Raw genomic sequence first — 16718 nt, 5'->3', positions numbered from 1 at the left:
GTCCGGCCGGAACAGACGCAGCGCGGACATCGCACGATCCGTCAGATCTCGCCGGGCTCGCTGGGCCAGGACGTGTTCCGGTGCGCGATGCAGCAGCCGGATCCCCAGGCGACCGACCGGCGTTCGCGGCGAGTCGTAGACATGAACGCGCGCATCATGCCCGAGCGAGGCCAGCGTGCGGCCGAGCGAGGACGCATACCCGTGGAATCCCGGGCTTACGACCAGCACCCTCACGAATTGTCTCCGATCACACGAGCGGGAACCCCGACGGCGGTCGCTCCTGCGGGGACGTCACGGGTGACCACTGCACCGGCTCCGATGATCGCCCGTTCGCCGATGGTTACCCCGCCGAGGACGACGGCGTTCTGCCCGACGAAGACATCGTCGCCGATGTTGATCGGGCCCCGTCCGCTGATCGTCTTGACCTCATCCGCGGCATGTGCGCCGGAGTTGACCAGCACGTTGTCGGCGAGCATGACTCGGTCGCCGATCTTGACATCGTCGACAGCATGAACGTGCGCACCGTGGCCGAGATACACGCGGTCGCCGATGACCAGCGCGGCTCCGCTCTCGGCCTCGATCCAGCATCGCTCGAATGCGGCCAGCCCGGCCCCGATCCTGATCCGCTCCACACCGCGCAGTCGAACCGGAGCCACGATCACGCTGTCCGGACCGAACGCCGCAAAGGCCCGACGATAGAGGACCGCGGACACGACACGCCCCCATCGCCAACGAAGCGACGGCGGCAGCTCCACGAGAACGCGGGCCAAATTCACGATTCGCCCGCCAGACCCCGACGGCTGAGCTCGTCCAAGGCGTCGTCCCACAGGCTCGACGGCGCACCGTCGACCGCCCAGGAGCTGACGACGAAGTCGGCCACCGCCTGCGCCGACGTGCGCGTAGGCAAGGGAGCCCCGAGCGCTCGCAGACGGCTGAGATCGGCACAGGCATGCTCGATGTCGCCGGCCCGATGCACGTCGACGTACTCGATCGGCGATGCGCCGTGGGGAGCCGCCGCTGCGGAGAACTCGGCGAGCTGCGTGAGCGACGTCCGCACTCCGGTGCCGCAATTGAGGATCCGCGGCGCGGACGGCTGCGGCGGGTTCTGCAGATTCCAGACGATGAGCTCGGCGAGGTCGGCCACATGGACGAAATCGCGGGTCTGCCGTCCGTCGCCGTAGATCGACAGCGGTCGCCCCTCACGGAGACGTGCGAGGAACGCCGCCAGAACACCCGTGTACGGATTGTGCAGGGCCTGACCGGGGCCGATGACGTTCTGTGGCCGGATGATCACTGCAGGCGCCGAGTACCCGACCTCATCGAGGAGTTCGCGTTCCGCCCAGGACTTGGTCTCGCCGTAGAACGACACCGGCGCGTGCGGATCATCCTCACGAGACGCGCGCGGGGCGCCGTTCTCATCGACGAGGCCCTCCCCGTAGACGGCGCGGGAGCTCAGCGACACGATCGGCACGCCCGCCCGCACCGCCGCCCGTGCGGCGAGACGGGTCCCGTGCACGTTCACGCGCTCGTAGCGCGCCGTCTCATACATCGACTGCGCCGTTCCGGTCTCGGCCGCCAGATGGACCAGCGCATCGAAGGCCGGCAGCGCCTCCCACGCGGCGTCGTCTGCGACGTCCGACACGATGACCTCGCCCGGGAAGCGTGCGCGGGCCGACTCCGGGTCGGAGTGCACCTGCGGAAGGAACGAGTCCAGAGCGAGCACCTGGTCGCCGCGCGACACCAGCAGCGACGCGACGTGCTGGCCGATGAACCCGGCGCCTCCCGTGATCAGAACCTTCATGAGACCCTCCCGGGCGCGATCGCGGCGAGTTCTCGCCGGAACGTCTGCAGTGGCGCGATGCGGCGACCGGAGAGCCTTCGCATCGCGTTGAAGAAGAGGTTGACGACGCTGGCGGTGCGGAGGCCCGCGACGAGCATCGTCGGATGTGCGCGCCAGACCCGGGCGTACCGGATCCGCGACTGCGTCACCCAGCGCACCCGGCGGTCCGAATCCGACGATCCGCCGCCTTCGTGCGCCACCGCGACGCGGCCCAGAAAGATCGAGGGAACGCCGCGCTCGCGGAGCCGCCGCTGCAGATCGACCTCCTCCGAGTTCATGAAGTACCCCTCGTCGAACCCTCCGACGGCCTCGAACTCGTCCCGGGGGATGAGCAGCGCGGCGCCCACCAGCCAGTCGACCGGCACCGTCGCGCCCGCGACGCAGCGGGTGTCGTGTCCGACCGCCTCGTGCAGCCGGGGGCGGAACCGGGCCAACGGTGTCAGCCATTCGAGGATGTGATGCCGATGGCGCGGGAAGTGCCGGCCGCCCCATTGCGTGGCGCCGTCGTGGCCGACCAGCATCGGCGCGCAGACCGCGGGCTGCCACGGTTCGGACTCGCGCACGATCGAGGAGAGGAACCCCTCGTCGATCTCGAGATCGCTGTTGAGCACGAGCAGATGCGAATGCCGCGCAGCTGCGGCTCCGGAGTTCACCGCCGCCCCGAACCCGCCGTTGACGCTGCGGCGCACCACCGTGACGTCGTCGGCATCGGGGTACGGCTGCGGCGAGAGGTCGTCCGAGACGATGATCTCCCGCGGCGGCGCGTCGATCTGACGTCTGAGCCGCGCGATCAGCTCCTGAGCTGTCGCAGGGTCGCCGTAGTGCGGCACCACGATCGAGAGCCCCGTGATGCGAGGCGTACTCGGATCGGGCCGTCGCTCACCCTCCCCAGAGGGAGCTTTCGGCCGTGTCATGTCAGTTCCGCGAGCTGCGGCGCAGACCCCGCACGCCGCCGGAGGCGGAGTGCGCCTCCGCGGACGACGGCTGAACCGGCGCTGTCAGGGCCGGTGCGGGCGCAGCGGGTGCAACGGGTGCAGCCGCGGCAGCGGGCCGCGAGTCCTGAACCGGCGACGCGCCGGGAAGCGGCGAGGCCGGCTGCCGGTTGGGCACGTTCGGCACGACGGCGGATGCCGCCGAGGCGCGCTTCTCGCCCGTCTTCTTCGGCTTCACGTAGTAGCTCTTGTTCTGCCGGTAGTAGCCGTAGCCGTCGCCATAGCTGTTGGCGCCCTTGAGGGGCACCATGTTCAGCACCACGCCGAGGATGCGCGCGTTCACCTGCTCGAGCTGGGTGCGCGCGGCGGCTCCCTCCGCCCGGCGCGTCTTGCCGACCGCAAGCACGAACACCACGCCGTCCACGAGCGTGCTCACGACGGTCGCGTCGGTCACGGGCAGCACGGGCGGCGCGTCGATGACGATGAAGAAGTCCTTGCGGAACTCGTTCAGCAGGCTGGTGAACGCGACCGAACCGAGCATCTCGGAGGGGTTCGGCGGTGTGCCGCCCGACGGCAGCACGAAGAGATTCGGATCCGCAGTGGGCTGAATGGCGCTGCGCACCGGCACCTGGCCGCTGAGCACCTCGCTGAGGCCGACCGATCCGTCGATCCCGAAGTTGCGCCCCACCTTCGGGCGGCGCAGATCGGCGTCGATGATCAGCGTGCGCTGCCCCGACTCCGCCATGACACGCGTGAGCGAGGCTGCCGTCATCGACTTGCCCTCGCCCTGACTCGCACTCGTGATCATGACGACGCGCACTTCGTTGTCGACGCTCGAGAAACGAAGGCCCGTGCGCAACTGCCGGAACGCCTCGCTCGCGATGGTCTCGTTGTGCGAGTCACCCTCGGGCGTGCCGTTGCGTCCGAGCTTCGGCACGCGGGCGAGCACGCCGGTGCCCATGAGCTCGCGCATGTCGGTGTGCACGCGCACGCGCACATCCAGGGCGCGACGGGCGAACAGGATCAGGTAGGCGAGCACCAGGCCCGCCGCGGCGCCCACGCCGACGTTCAGCTTGGTGTTGGGCGAGACCGGTGCCGTCGGCGCGACCGCGTTGTCCATCGGGACGATGATGACCTTGGTGCCGGTCGTGTTGTTCGTCTTCGACTCGATCTCATCGATGACCGTCACCAGGCCGTGCAGGGCCCCGTTCGCGAGCTTCAGCGCCGCCTGCGGCGATTCGGAACTGGCGGTCACCTCGATGAGGGTGCTGCCGGGCACGACCCGGGCTCCGAGGCTGCCGCTCAGCTGGGACGGATCGACCTTCGCGTCCTTGACGATCGCGTCGCGCACCTGCTGGCTCGAGATCAGCGTGACGTAGGCTCCGGCTCGTGCGACGGCCTCATCGGACCCGGCGATGGCCGACGATCCCTCGGCGGCGATGAAGCCGGTGGAGCTGGCCTGGTAGACCTTCGGCGAGAGGAACGCGTAGCCGAACCCGGCGGCGGCACCGAGCACGATGAGCACGACGAGGATCTTCCATCCGCGTCGCGTCATCGCGATGAAGTCGAGAAAGGTCACGTCTCGGATCCCCCATAGATCTCTTTCGCCGCAAGGATCTGCGCGCACGGCGTCCATGCCGCGGACGCGGCATCGACACCGATCTTATCGGGAGGACGGCGATCGCTCCTGCGCACTTCCCGACTGGGGGTCACGGCCGCCGGTGTGGGTCAACGCGCGTGCGTGCCTCAGAATGAGAGTGTGACCACCGCACCGTCGGCCCCTCAGGCTGCCTCCCCCGCAGGCGAGACGCGTCCTCGACGCTTCCCGCCGGTGGTCCTCGTGCCGCCCGGCCACTCGGCGCGGATCATCGATGCCCTGCTCGCCATGCTCCTGGTGTACCGGCTCTCGGTTCCCGGGGTGCCGCTCCCGATTCCGCAGCTCGCCGCGATCACGCTCGTGGCGATCGGGCTCTTCCGCGCCCCGACGCGATCCTTCTCCGCAGCCTCCTGGTACCCGGTCGTCGCGATCGCGCTGCTCGGCTTCCTCGCTGTCGAAACCCTGATCAACGACATCGATCCGCTGCGGCGCGGGTTGAACATCGCCTCGCTGATGCTGTTCGCGGCGTTCCTCGCGACCGGCCGCATCGACGTCGGCTCGGTGATCAAGGGCCTCGGCGTCGGACTCGTTCTGAACGCGGCGCTGTTCTACCTTCGTCTCACCCCCGACGACTATCAAGGGCGCCTCACCGGTTTCCTGCAGGACAAGAACGCGGCCGCCCTCGTCTATGCGGTCGGCGCCGTGCTGCTGGCGATGGTCGCCCGCAAGGTGCTGTGGCGCATGCTGATCCTCGCCGCAGGCGTCGCGGCCGTGGTCGCGACCGACTCCCGCACGACGATGGCCGCGTACGCCGTCGCCGTGGTGTTCCTACTACTCTCCGGCCGTATGCACCGTGCCGTCGAGCTGCTGGCGCTGACCATCGGCGTCTTCGTCTTCCTCTGGGCCGACGACAACCTGAGCAAGCTCGGCGACTATGCCGTCTCGCGTGAGGGATCCGACGCGTTCCGGCTGCGCATCGACGCCGCCTCCTCGCTGAAGGCCCAAGGGGCGCCGTGGTACGGCGACGGCCTGGGCACCGCCACGGTGCACCTCGACTCGGGCACCTGGTTCTTCCACAACTCCTATGAGGGCCTCATCGTCGAGGGCGGGATCGTGCTGCTCGTCGTCATGCTCGCGATCTACCTCGTCACCGGGCTGGGGCTCAGCACCCGGGTCGAGATCGACGCCCTGAGCTTCCAGTCGCGGGCGATCACCGCGGCAACAGCGATCGTCTGCATGTGCGCCCTGCGCCTCGGCGAGGTGTTCTTCGCGCCGATCGGGTTCCTCGTCATCGGGATCGGACTGGCTCGACTGCTCGGACCGGTGCCTCCACAACCGAACGCGGGTATCGGCGGCTGACGGATCCGGCCGCCCGCGCGTGACGCGGGCCTGTGTCAGGCGCCGTCGCGCAGCGCCGGAATCTCCCCCAGGAGCGCGCGAAGGCGCTGCCCTCCCGCCTCTGCGGAGAACTGCTCCTGCCAGCGGGCGAACTGCGCGACGGTCGTGTCCTCGGGCTCGCCGGCGAGTCGTTCGATCCGGTCGGCGAGGGCCCGTGGATCCTCCGCCGGCACGGCCATCCCGCTGCCCTCGCCGACGACCTCGACGAGCGCCCCGGCGTCGCTGACGATCACCGGCACGCGCGCAGCCATCGCCTCTGCGGCGACCAGGCCGAACGACTCCGGCACCACCGACGGCACCACGAGCGCATCGACCGAGTCGAACAGCTCCTGCGGCGGCACCCAGCCGAGGGTCTCCGTCAGCGCATCGATGGCTGCGAGCGACTCCCGGATGCGGTCGTCGGACCTCCGGTCAGCGAAGCGGGATGCACCCGCGATGCGCAGGCGGAAGCCGCCGGGAACACGGTCGTCGAGGATGCGAAGCGCTTCCGCGAGCACCACCACGCCCTTGTCGGCGCTCAGCCGGCCGAGGTACCCGACGACGAACGGGCCGCCTGCCTCTCTCCGACGCGTGCTCGCCGTGAACGCGGGCGTCCAGTTCGGCAGTGCCACCGAGCCCGGCACCGTCTCGGCGACGGCCCTCGATGGGACCACCGTGGCGATCGCCCTGAGGCGCGCCAGGGCGGCGACCAACCTGTTGCGCCCGGTGAGGTACTGATGCAGATGCACGATCCGGTTCGGCTGCCCGGCGGTCGCCGCCGCCGGCACGAGCCCGTTGCACCACAGGATCCCCTCGCGGTGCCGTCGGTCCCAGCGCCGCAGGGCGAACATCCAGCTCACGCGGTCGTGCGCGTCGAGCACCTCCACGTCGAGCCCCTTCGCCCGCGCCGCCTCGGCGAGGGCCGGCGGATGGCTGGGCGCGACCACCGTCACCGCGCGACCGAGCTCGCGCAGGGCCTCCGCGATCTGCAGGAGCATGACCTCGCCGCCCCCGATCGCGCCGTGGTTCGTGGCGATCCAGATGTGCGGCGCGCTCACGACGCGCCCCCGATCGAGACGACGTCGATCAGTTCGCGCTGGCCGAGTTCCCGCAGCGCCGCCTGCACCAGCGCATCGGCCTCGGGGTGCGGACCGTGCTCCCGCGCGAGCTCGTCGCTCAGCTCGGCGACGGTGAGCGGCCGGGCGCACGCCAGCCAGATCGAGGCGGCGATCCCGGCGATGCGCGTGAACGCCGGGCCGACGAGCACCGACACCTCGCCGTCCTGTTCGATCGCGTCGGTCCACGGGGCGCGGGAGATCAGCGCGTCGTCGTCCAGGTCACCGACGGCCGTGGTCGCTCCGGCCCCCTTCTGCCAGCGCTCGTCCTCCGAAGGCCCGTGCTCGATCCAGTCGCAGACGCCGTCCGACATCGGTTCGGCCTCGAGCAGGCCGCGCACGAGCGGCTCCGCATCGACGATCTCCGCGTACGAGAGCCGGAACGGCCCTCCCCCGCGCAGCGCGGCATCGGCCAGTCGCCGCAGCGGGCGATCCACCCGCCAGAGCGACGACGTCTGCGGCACCACCTCGGCGATCAGCTCATGCACGCTGATCAGGTCGAGTCGTGGCGGCACCGCCTCCTGCGTGCGCGCGAGGCACACCAGCGCCGCGAGACGCGGCGGCACCGCCGGCGTCGGGCCGAGACCGAGCTCATCGGGTGACGATTCGTCCTTGCCGCCGGGGAACTCCGGCACGATCAGCGAGATCGGCTTGGTCAGGCCCTGCAGCTCCTCGCGCTCGTCAACGAGCATGAGCTCGTCGCTGAGGTAGCCGAGCCGCTGCCCGAGGCGTCGAGCGGCCGTGCTCTTGCCCGTGCCCGACGAGGCGACGAGCACCACTCCGCGGCGCGCGTCGTCCGAGACCAGTCCGGCGGCGTGCAGCAGCAGCGCGGTGCCGGCGTGGCGGTCGATGGCCGCCTGCGTGACGGCCCGCGAGAAGGCGTAGGGGAAGGATCCGTCGGTGCGATCGGGAAGATACGGAGCCAGCGGCGACTCGGAGGTCTCCGGATCCGGCCGGAAAACGACGTCGGTCTCGCCCGCCGAATCGTCCACGACGCGCGACCAGAGCTGCCGCAAGCGGGTGACGTGCCCATCCGGATCCGCGTAGCGCCCGAGATCCACCTGCCACCGTTCCCCGAACAACCGCAGCACAAGGGAATCGACCACGCTCCACCTTCCTCCGGGGTCTTACCCCGCCCCTCTCCCCTAGGGTAGAGGCTATGGCGGCACCGGAAGTCCCGATCTGGGCGCTGGTGCACCTCACTCACGCAGCGCTCCAGCGCACCGCCGATCGCGCCGGCGTGGATCTGCTGCACATCAAGGGGCCGGCCACCCGCTCGTCGCTGCGCGCCGGCCGGCACGACTCCTCCGACACCGATGTCCTGGTGCGCCCCGCGCACCTCGACCGCTTCGTCGCGGCGCTCGCCGCCGACGGCTGGACGCTGTTCACCGGCTTCGACGAGGGATCCCCGTTCGGCCACGCCGCCAACTACACGCACACGTCGTGGACGTACGCCGACGTGCATCGGAACCTGCCCGGGCCCCGGCGAAACGCCGATGAGGTGTTCGAGGTGCTGTGGCGCGATCGCGAGCCGGCCGAGATCGGCCACTGCCCCTGCGCCGTCCCCTCGCTCGCCGGGCAGGTCGCGGTGCAGACGCTGCACTCAGCCCGGTCGCACGGCACGGAGCACGCGGATGCCTGGGACCTCTCCTCCCCCGCGGTGCAGGCCGAGACCCGAGCGCTCGCCCGCGAACTGCAGGCGGAGACCGCCCTGGCCGCGGCGATCGGCGAGCTCGACGCCCACCGGGACGCCCCCGACCACGCGCTGTGGGAGTACTGGTCCAGTTCCGACAACGACCGCCTGGACGAGTGGGCCGCACGCTACCGGTCGGCCGACGGGTTCGCCGAGCGCTGGCGGGTGCTGCGGCAGGCGATGCACGTGAACCGCACGCACCTGCGGATCCGGCTGGGCCACGAGCCCGGCCCGATCGAGGTGTTCCGCGAGCAATGCGCACGGATCGCCCACGGCGCCGTCTCGGTGCTGCGCCGCGCCAAGGGACGCCGGTCATGAGCGGGTTCTACGCCCTGGCCCCCGAGGTCGCCTGGGTCGACGGCACCGACGGCGGTCGTCAGGAGAGCACGGTGTGGATCGCCCGGCTCGACACCGCCGAGCTCTTCGAGCTGCGCGACGCCGGCTGGCTGGTGTGGGTGCTCATCGCGGAGGGGTCGGGGGGCCGGAGCGGATCGCGGCCGAGGCCGCCGAACTCGGCGCCACCATCGACTTCGGCGAGCAGGGCCTGCAGGGCTTCCTCGACGGGCTCGAGGAGCGCGGGATGGTCGTCCGGCGCTGACCCTGCGTGGGGGTCGTACCGCTGCCGGAGACGGTCAGCAGTTGGCGCTCGAGGAGATCTGCGTCGACGACGCCTCCGTCTCGGGCACGACGACGGCGCAGGACGCATCCACCCAGCGCGAGCGGACGGCCATGGTGAACGAGCTCGCGGCACCCTCCGCTGCTCCGACCAGCCACAGCGAGAGCGTCTGGTCCGGCTGCACCAGAACGCTGAGGGAGTTGGTCCCGCCGCAGTTCTTGACCGTCGTGATCTCGGGTGTGCAAGCGCTCGTCGACCCGCCGTTCTGCGTGAAGAGCCGGAACGAAGTGCCGTAGTTCGTGTCCCAGTTGGCCGGGGCGGATCCGCCCTGCCAGCTCTTCACGCCCGTGACCTGGAAGTACAGCGGCTGCCCGGTCGTGTTCTTGACCACGAACGGGATCTGCGGTGCCTTCTTCAGCCCCGCACACCCGCCTCCGCTGCCCGTCGTGCCGCACCCCGCCGAGGAGGTGAAGGTGGGCGTCGTGGTGGGGGGCGGCGTGCTCGCGGCGAAGGCCGGTGCGGCCGAGGCCACGACGACGGCCGGCACCGCCCACGCGGCTCCGCGCACCAGCGATCGACGAGTGATGTTCGGTCCCTGCGTACGGCGGACGTCACTTGGACGTGTCATGTTCGATGTCCCCAGCTGATGGAGGGCGCAACGCCTCCAGATCGCCTCCCGCTCGACCCCTCGAGCAGGAGGGCGGCCGAAGATCGGGTTCGGCCGCATTTCCCCAGGCCTTGAGGGTAACCCACCAGCAGCCGTTTTGTCCCCCATTTGGGGGACAAAGTGAGTCGCCGGCGATGCGGCCGTCGCTCCGCGATATACCGCCGAAGGCCCCAGAAGTGCGCCTCACCAGGGTCTTTCCTCAGCCCGCATCCCTAGACTCGTCGCGTGACCTCTCGACGCGAAGCACGCGAAGCCCGCCAGGCTTCGGAGGACGTGTCCTCCGAGCAGACCGACTCCCTGGCCGCGTTCTTCGACGACGCCTCATCCGGACGCGGCGACGACGGATCCGGATCCGGCCGACCGCCTCGCAGGAGACGGCGCCCGCTGCTCAAGAGCGCCCGGTTCTGGGTGCCCGTCTCGGTGCTGCTCGTGCTCATCGTCGCCGGGGTCGCCGGAGGGGTCGCCGCCAAGAAGCTCTACGACCAGGCGATGTCGGCGAAGTCCGATCTCGAGCAGGCCATCCCGCTCGTCGGACAGGTGCAGCAGAGCATGCTCGCCGGCGACACCGCGAAGGCCAAGACGACGATCGCACAGATCACCGCCCTCACCGCCGAGGCCAAGAAGAAGACCAGCACCGACCTGTGGCGCGGCTCCGAGTGGGTGCCCGTGGCGGGGCCCAACCTCACCGCCGTGCGCGTCGCCGCCGACTCGGCCGATGCGCTCGTGCGCGACGCCGTGAGCCCGCTGACCGCGATCGACCTCCAGGCGCTGATGCCGAAGGACGGCGCCTTCGACGTGAAGCACCTCACGGCGCTCGCCGGCGACGTGACGCGCGCCGACGAGACCGTGAAGCGCATCCAGCACGACCTCGCCGGCCTCGACCGCTCGGCGCTGATCCCGCCGGTGGCCTCCGGCATCACGAAGCTCGACGACGAGCTCGCCAAGGTCGGCCCGGTGCTCACTCCCGCGCACAACGCGCTCACGATCCTGTCGAAGGCTCTCGGATCCGATGCGCCGCAGCACTATCTGCTCATCTTCCAGAACAACGCCGAGTCCCGGGGCACCGGAGGCAACCCGGCGGCGGTCGCGATGCTGACCGCCGAGAACGGGCGGATCACGCTCACCCAGCAGGCCGGCTCCGGCGACTTCCACAACGCCCGCGACACCCCGATCATCCCGCTCGATCCGCAGTTGGAAGCCCTCTACGGCACGAAGATCGGACGCTGGATCCAGGACTCCACCCTCTCGCCCGACTTCACCGACACGGCGGCCATCGTGCGCGCCTACTGGGCCGAGTCGTTCGGCACCCCGGTCGATGCGGTCGCCTCCTTCGACCCCGTGGCGCTCAGTTACCTGCTGCGGGCCATCGGCCCGGTGACCCTGCCCACGGGCGACGTGCTCACCGCCGACAATGCGGTGCCGCTGCTGCTCAACGAGGTCTACGCGCGATATCCCGAGGGCGCCGAGCAGGACGCCTTCTTCGCCGCGACCGCGAAGGCCGTGTTCGACGGGCTGCTCTCGTCGCATCCCGACCCCAAGACCCTGCTCGACGCGCTCAGCAAAGCGGCGAACGAAGGTCGTCTGATGTACGCCCCCGGGGTCAAGGAGCAGGCCGCGCTGCTGGCCGGCACCCCGGTCGGCGGCACCATGCCCACGGACAACGCCACGTCGACCGACCTCGGCGTGTACCTCGACGACATCACCGAGGGCAAGCTCGACTACTACATGCGGATGAGCATCGCGGCCAAGAGCACGCAGTGCCAGGCGGACGCATCCCCCACGTTCACGAGCACGGTCACCCTGAAGAACACGCTCGATCCCGGCGCCGTCGCCGGCCTTCCCGTGTACATCGCGCCGGGGCGGTTCTTCGCCAAGGGCGACGTCTCGACCGACATGTACCTGTACGGTCCGGTGGGATCCACCCTCACCGGGGTGACCGTGAACGGCCAGCCCTACGCCAGCGCCGGGATGCCGCATCTGGGCCGCACCGCGGTAAAGGTGAACGTGCTGACCCACCCGGGCGAGGCGGTCACGATCGAGGCGACGTTCACCGCACCGGCCGGATCCTTCGGCCCGCTCGAGGTGCGGCACACGCCCATGGTCGCCGAGACTCCGGTGACGATCGACGCCCCCGGCTGCGCCGCGAAGAAGTAGCCGGATCCCGGGCGTGAGGTCGCGGCGGCCACGGGTCGCGAGTTCGCGGTTGCTGAGTACGGCCACAGGGCGACGGCACGAGCGGGGGGAACGCCGATCGGCTGCCGCGTCACCTACCCTTCATCGCGGATTCGACAACCGCGGATCTCCGAGGACGAGGCGCGGCTCCGAGCCGGTCATGGTGACGACGATCGTCATCCGCAGGACATCCGTGACATCGAACTTCGCGATAACCGGTTGACCGAGCACCAGGTCTGCGGAATGGAACAGAGAGCGTCCGTCTTCGGCCTGAATCTCGATCGTGGCGTGGGTGTCGGTCGACGCGACGTCGGAGACGCCGATCACGGCGTCGAACTGCCGATACCCACGGCCGAGGTTGTAGGCGAAGCTCGACTTCCCGTCACCCCAGGACGGCTTGATCACCAGCGCCTGCGCATAGTCCACCCCGTTGGTTGCAGCCGGGCCCACATCGACGGTGACGCTCTTGGACTCCACTGCCTTGAGGTCGGCCAAATAGGTGGCTGCGTCCTTCCTTGCGACATCGAGCGTCACTTCAGCAACGTTGCGCGCGCCGGCCGCGGGGTTCTGCCCGATCACGGTTCCATCGGCGGATGCCGGATCGGCAACGGCGTGCTCCTTGACCTTGAAGCCAGCGGACTCGAGATCCGACTTCGCGTCGCCGAACGTCTTTCCCCTCACGTCCGGCACCGCGAGCGCACCGGCGGAGACGGTCAACGTGACCTCGCCATCGATCGCTTTGCCGACGCTCGGGCTCTGCTCGAGAACCACGCCGTCAGGCCCGGAGTCCTGCCGCGAGACGATCTTGATCCGCGCGTTGGGCGCGGCGCGGAGGACGGTGTCGCGTGCTTCCTTCTCCGAGAGATTCACGACCGTGGGCATCGTGCCGTCGTGTTCCGCGACCTGCGACGACGATGAGCTCGTGGCAGCTCCACCGGACGGCGCACACCCTGCAATCAGCAGCATGGACGCCACCAGTACAGCCGCGCTCCCCCTGCGGTTCCGTTCCATTTGTTGTTCTCCTCCGGTTAGTGGACGACGACCAGTACCGGGGGCGAGGCGCAATCCGCGCCGGCCACCGGCGTCGCCTCGAGAGAGAACATCCCCTCTCCCCCGGTCAGTTGCACTCGCAGCGACGTCGCGCCGACGGCTGGTACCGTGACGGCGGATCCTGAGCCTTCCCGAGCGACGACGGCCCGTCCCCTGGGAGACAGCTCATCCAGTGCAAGCTGGATCAGCACGACCGAGCGTCCGGGAGAGGTGACCGAGATCTTCGCAACGTCCCCCGTACAGCCCGACGACTCGATCTCATAGGCGGTCACCGCCTGAAGCCGGCCGTCCAGGCTGACCGTCATCGGTCGCGGGGCCGGCGAGAGCACCGCGGTCGAACCGCCAGGCGCCTCGTCCTCCGGGTGCGCGGTGCGCGATGCCGATGACTCGCTGCTGACGGCAGGCTGCGGAAAGAAGTCGGGTAGGGCCTTGCCGGTGACGAATCCGAAGATCGTCAGGAACGTCGCCAGTCCACCGGCGACCAGACAAAGCCGACCCCAGAACGTCCCCCGGATCCACCGCCAGAACGAACGATGTTCACGTTCACCCATCGCACCCCCCGTGCTTACGACAAAGCATAGGGGGTGTGTGAAAGACGCCCGGCCTTGTGTCATGGATCAACCGAGCATGGGCCACGGCGGTCGCGGCCGGTTTCGAAGGCGGTGTCGCTCCGGACGTCAATGCAGCCCTCATGACCATCGGCCGAACAGTGAAGAGCGAGGACGCCCGGAGCAGAGGACGCCGGTCCCCGAGCGGCTACTACGGAGCCGGCGGAGGCGACGTCGGGTCGGGCGAGTTCGGCTCGGGAGACGGTTCCACTGACGGCGGGTCCACAACTGAGGGCGGGGCGCTCGGCTGCACATCAGGAGGCGCGCTGGGCGGCGCGGCCGGCTCGTCCGAGAAGGTCGTGTCCGTCGTGCCGGTCGCGTCCGCGATGAGCGCGGCGAGCGCGGCACGCCAGCGGTCCCAGGGCGCGAACCCCGGAGGCGTGAACGGATCCGACGACGCCATCGCGGATGCCGCCCGCGTCACCGCATCCCGCAGCTCCGCCGACCCGTCCGAGTTCGCGGCCACGGCTGTCACCGAATAGCCGGGCATCGTGCCGATGAATACCGAGATCGCCGCGTGGAACGTCATCGACGCGTCATCGAGCGCGGACCCCGCGTCGGCGGTGCTCTTCTCCACGGCGGCGAGCGCCGCGGCATCGATGTTCCGCCCCGGCTTGCCGGGCACGACGACCGCCGCGAGCGCCCCCTCGTAGGCCTGCCGCGCCGTCTCCGCCGCAGCACGGGCCGCCTCGTCGCTCGCCCCCTGCAGCGCCGCCAGTGGTGCCGCGAACGCCGTGGCCGTGGATTTCGCCGTCGTCACCCGGGCGGACAGCTGGTCGATCGCGTCGATCGCCGCGGCCACGCGGGCGGCGTCGGGCGTCGGCGAGGGCACCGAGGTCGGCGCCGACGCCGGGGCGCCTGGGGCCGCGAGCGCCCAGCCCGCACCGGCGAGGGTGATCGCCACGCCCACGCCCATCGCGATGAGCTGCGACCGGGACAGCCCGGCGCCGGGTCCTCCGCGCGGTAGTCCGCCGTCGGCTTCGGGCGTCGCCGCAGCTGCCGGCTCGCCGGGCGCCTGAGGCTCCTCTGCGAGCGAGCCGGGTTGGGCGGGCGGTGCGGGCGTCTCCGCGGCTGCCGGCTCGCCGGGCGCAGGCGTGGCGGGGGTCAGCGGCTCCTCTGCGAGCGGAGCCGGCACCGTCGGATCCACCGCCGGGGGTGCCGCGTCCGGCTCTGCCGTGAACAGCTCACCGACAGGCGGGTCCTCCGCGACCGGGTCATCGGCGAACAGCCCTGCCACGCCCGGCTCCGCGGCACCCGGCTCCGGCTGATCGAACCGAGCGAAGAGCTCGTCCAGGTCGTGATCGCGCTCGGCGTCGACGACGGAGTTCGAATCGGACTCCTCAGCCCCGGTGAACCATGCCGAGATCTCGGCACGCGAAAGGCCGGATCTCGGATCCGGTACGCCGGCGCCCTCCCGGTGGGTGCGCTCATCAGACATGGTTCCGCCTCTCCCAGCCGACGCGGTCACTAGGGACTCTAGCGACAAACCGGCGCGGGACGAGACCGGCTCTGCCGCGGCTCGGGCCGAGGCCGGGCTAGGGCCGCCCCATGCCCAGGTAGGTCCAGCCCGCGGCCCGCCACGCCTGCGGATCCAGGCAGTTGCGTCCGTCGACGATGATCCGGCCGCGGGCGAGCGTGGACGCGTGCTCCGGCGCGAGCTCGCGCCGGTACAGGTCCCACTCGGTGACGAGCACCACCGCATCCGCGCCGGTGAGCGCCTTGTCGCGATCCGCGACGTACTTCAGCTGCGGGTGCACCGCGGCGGCATTGGCGAGCGCCTCGGGATCCGTCACCCGCACCTTCGCCCCCATTCCGCGCAGGCGGACCGCGACCTCGAGCGCGGGCGAGTCCCGCACGTCGTCGCTGTGCGGCTTGAACGCGGCGCCGAGCATGGTGATGCGGCGTCCGACGACGCTGCCGCCGAACGCGTCGACGACGAGGCGCACGGCGTGCTCGCGGCGGCGCAGGTTGATCGCGTCGACCTCGCGCAGGAACCCGACCGACGCTCCGCGGCCCAGCTCCTCCGCGCGCGCCGCGAACGCCCGGATGTCCTTGGGCAGGCAGCCGCCACCGAACCCGATCCCGGCGCCGAGGAAGCGACGTCCGATCCGCTCGTCGTGGCCGATCGCCTCGGCGAGCCGGGTGACGTCGGCACCCGCGGCCTCGGCGATCTCCGCCATCGCGTTGATGAACGAGATCTTCGTGGCGAGGAACGCGTTGGCCGCGCCCTTCACCAGCTCGGCGGTGGCGAGGTCGGTGACGAGGAAGGGGCTCCCCCCGGAGGTCGCGTCGGCGTAGGCCTCGCGCAGCACCTCGACCGCCCGCTCCCCCGCCTCGCCGCCGGCGGTGCCGACCACGAGCCGATCGGGGTGCAGCGTGTCGTGCACGGCCCAGCCCTCCCGGAGGAACTCCGGGTTCCACACCAGGGTCGCACCGGCGTCGGCCACCCGTTCGGCGAGGGCGGCGGCGGTGCCCACGGGCACGGTGGACTTGCCCGCCACCACATCGCCCGGCCGCAGGTGCGGAAGCAGCGCATCGAGGGCGCCGTGCACGTAGCGCAGGTCCGCCGCGGATCCGTCGGGCTGCTGAGGGGTGCCCACGGCCACGAAGTGCACCTGGGCGCCGCGCGCGTCGGTGATGTCGACGGAGAACGTCAGCCGCCCGCTCGCGACGCCGCTCGCCAGCAGCTCGTCCAGCCCGGGCTCGAAGAACGGGGCACGCCCAGCGGCGAGCGCGGCGATCTTCTCCGGATCCGTGTCGATCCCGATGACCTCGTGCCCGATCGACGCCATGGCCGCCGCGTGCACGGCGCCGAGATACCCGCAGCCGATCACAGACATCCTCATGAGGACACGACACCCCGGCCGCCTCACCGGCGGGCGACCTCCGGGCGACGTGTCCGCGACGGACGGGTGAACGGTTGGAACCGAGGCTTTCCCTCCGGCGCGTCCGCCCCGGCTCACGAGAGCCAGGCGCCGAACTCAGGCTGGACTTCACGGATCCGCACGAAATCCGCCCGCCGACCACCCGCATCGCCGATCCAACCTGAAT

Annotated in this window: 15 protein-coding genes; 4 read left to right on the top strand and 11 right to left on the bottom strand. The window is 70.7% G+C overall.

Going from position 1 to position 16718, the window contains the following annotated elements:
• Nucleotides 1–230 precede the first annotated feature (230 nt).
• The 4 genes from J8G10_RS13280 to J8G10_RS19575 form a co-directional block, all read right to left on the bottom strand.
• Nucleotides 231–713 (bottom strand): acyltransferase, encoded by a 483-nt coding sequence (locus J8G10_RS13280; protein WP_251445644.1) that lies wholly within the window; start codon nt 711–713, stop codon nt 231–233.
• A 59-nt stretch (nt 714–772) separates the two neighbouring features.
• Entirely contained in the window at nt 773–1801 is a 1029-nt protein-coding gene (locus tag J8G10_RS13275) for an NAD(P)-dependent oxidoreductase (protein WP_251445640.1), read from the bottom strand.
• On the bottom strand, nt 1798–2673 hold the full coding sequence (locus J8G10_RS13270) for a glycosyltransferase family 2 protein (protein ID WP_251445637.1): 876 nt from the start codon (nt 2671–2673) through the stop codon (nt 1798–1800). The genes J8G10_RS13275 and J8G10_RS13270 overlap by 4 nt, the downstream gene beginning before the upstream one ends.
• Nucleotides 2674–2755: 82 nt before the next feature.
• Complete coding sequence (locus J8G10_RS19575; RefSeq protein ID WP_251445635.1) at nt 2756–4351, bottom strand: polysaccharide biosynthesis tyrosine autokinase; 1596 nt, start codon at nt 4349–4351, stop codon at nt 2756–2758.
• Between the two features lie 180 nt (nt 4352–4531).
• On the opposite strand from J8G10_RS19575, the gene J8G10_RS13260 reads away from it, so the two are divergent.
• The gene (locus tag J8G10_RS13260) at nt 4532–5728 is read left to right on the top strand and encodes a hypothetical protein (protein ID WP_251445633.1); all 1197 of its coding nucleotides are present in this window, start codon (nt 4532–4534) and stop codon (nt 5726–5728) included.
• A 35-nt stretch (nt 5729–5763) separates the two neighbouring features.
• On the opposite strand, the gene J8G10_RS13255 is transcribed toward J8G10_RS13260, so the two are convergent.
• Nucleotides 5764–6804, bottom strand: a complete 1041-nt coding sequence (locus J8G10_RS13255; protein ID WP_251445631.1) for a glycosyltransferase family 4 protein — start codon at nt 6802–6804, stop codon at nt 5764–5766.
• Nucleotides 6801–7967 carry a hypothetical protein gene (locus tag J8G10_RS13250; RefSeq protein WP_251445628.1) on the bottom strand — a complete coding sequence of 389 codons (1167 nt, stop codon included), beginning with the start codon at nt 7965–7967 and terminating at the stop codon, nt 6801–6803. The genes J8G10_RS13255 and J8G10_RS13250 overlap by 4 nt, the downstream gene beginning before the upstream one ends.
• A 53-nt stretch (nt 7968–8020) precedes the next feature.
• Between J8G10_RS13250 and J8G10_RS13245 the strand changes: the two genes are divergently transcribed.
• Nucleotides 8021–8872, top strand: a complete 852-nt coding sequence (locus tag J8G10_RS13245) for a nucleotidyltransferase family protein (RefSeq protein ID WP_251445626.1) — start codon at nt 8021–8023, stop codon at nt 8870–8872.
• 133 nt (nt 8873–9005) lie between these two features.
• Nucleotides 9006–9152, top strand: a complete 147-nt coding sequence (locus J8G10_RS13240; protein WP_251445623.1) for a hypothetical protein — start codon at nt 9006–9008, stop codon at nt 9150–9152.
• Nucleotides 9153–9186: 34 nt separating this feature from the next.
• Here J8G10_RS13240 and J8G10_RS13235 read toward each other — a convergent pair whose 3' ends face one another.
• Nucleotides 9187–9738, bottom strand: a complete 552-nt coding sequence (locus tag J8G10_RS13235; protein ID WP_251445620.1) for a hypothetical protein — start codon at nt 9736–9738, stop codon at nt 9187–9189.
• Nucleotides 9739–10062: 324 nt separating this feature from the next.
• Between J8G10_RS13235 and J8G10_RS13230 the strand changes: the two genes are divergently transcribed.
• Complete coding sequence (locus J8G10_RS13230) at nt 10063–11991, top strand: DUF4012 domain-containing protein (protein WP_251445617.1); 1929 nt, start codon at nt 10063–10065, stop codon at nt 11989–11991.
• Nucleotides 11992–12111: 120 nt separating this feature from the next.
• On the opposite strand, the gene J8G10_RS13225 is transcribed toward J8G10_RS13230, so the two are convergent.
• The 4 genes from J8G10_RS13225 to J8G10_RS13210 form a co-directional block, all read right to left on the bottom strand.
• On the bottom strand, nt 12112–13020 hold the full coding sequence (locus tag J8G10_RS13225) for a PASTA domain-containing protein (protein WP_251445614.1): 909 nt from the start codon (nt 13018–13020) through the stop codon (nt 12112–12114).
• Between the two features lie 17 nt (nt 13021–13037).
• Nucleotides 13038–13610 carry a hypothetical protein gene (locus tag J8G10_RS13220; protein ID WP_251445611.1) on the bottom strand — a complete coding sequence of 191 codons (573 nt, stop codon included), beginning with the start codon at nt 13608–13610 and terminating at the stop codon, nt 13038–13040.
• A gap of 208 nt (nt 13611–13818) precedes the next feature.
• A complete protein-coding gene (locus J8G10_RS13215) occupies nt 13819–15105 on the bottom strand; it encodes a hypothetical protein (RefSeq protein ID WP_251445608.1) in 1287 nt (428 codons plus the stop codon).
• Between the two features lie 97 nt (nt 15106–15202).
• Complete coding sequence (locus J8G10_RS13210) at nt 15203–16513, bottom strand: UDP-glucose/GDP-mannose dehydrogenase family protein (RefSeq protein WP_251445605.1); 1311 nt, start codon at nt 16511–16513, stop codon at nt 15203–15205.
• Nucleotides 16514–16718 lie beyond the last annotated feature (205 nt).

The organism is Microbacterium sp. USTB-Y, assembly GCF_023703415.1.
Lineage (GTDB): Bacteria > Actinomycetota > Actinomycetes > Actinomycetales > Microbacteriaceae > Microbacterium.
Note: the sequence above shows the minus strand (reverse complement) of the source record. Positions and strands in the feature narration are given on the sequence as shown.

Coding starts and splice junctions, on each gene's coding strand:
- J8G10_RS13275 (WP_251445640.1), bottom strand. CDS start 1,801: ATGAAGGTTCTGATCACGGGAGGCGCCGGGTTCATCGGCCAGCACGTC.
- J8G10_RS13245 (WP_251445626.1), top strand. CDS start 8,021: ATGGCGGCACCGGAAGTCCCGATCTGGGCGCTGGTGCACCTCACTCAC.
- J8G10_RS13225 (WP_251445614.1), bottom strand. CDS start 13,020: ATGGAACGGAACCGCAGGGGGAGCGCGGCTGTACTGGTGGCGTCCATG.
- J8G10_RS13220 (WP_251445611.1), bottom strand. CDS start 13,610: ATGGGTGAACGTGAACATCGTTCGTTCTGGCGGTGGATCCGGGGGACG.
- J8G10_RS13215 (WP_251445608.1), bottom strand. CDS start 15,105: ATGTCTGATGAGCGCACCCACCGGGAGGGCGCCGGCGTACCGGATCCG.
- J8G10_RS13210 (WP_251445605.1), bottom strand. CDS start 16,513: ATGAGGATGTCTGTGATCGGCTGCGGGTATCTCGGCGCCGTGCACGCG.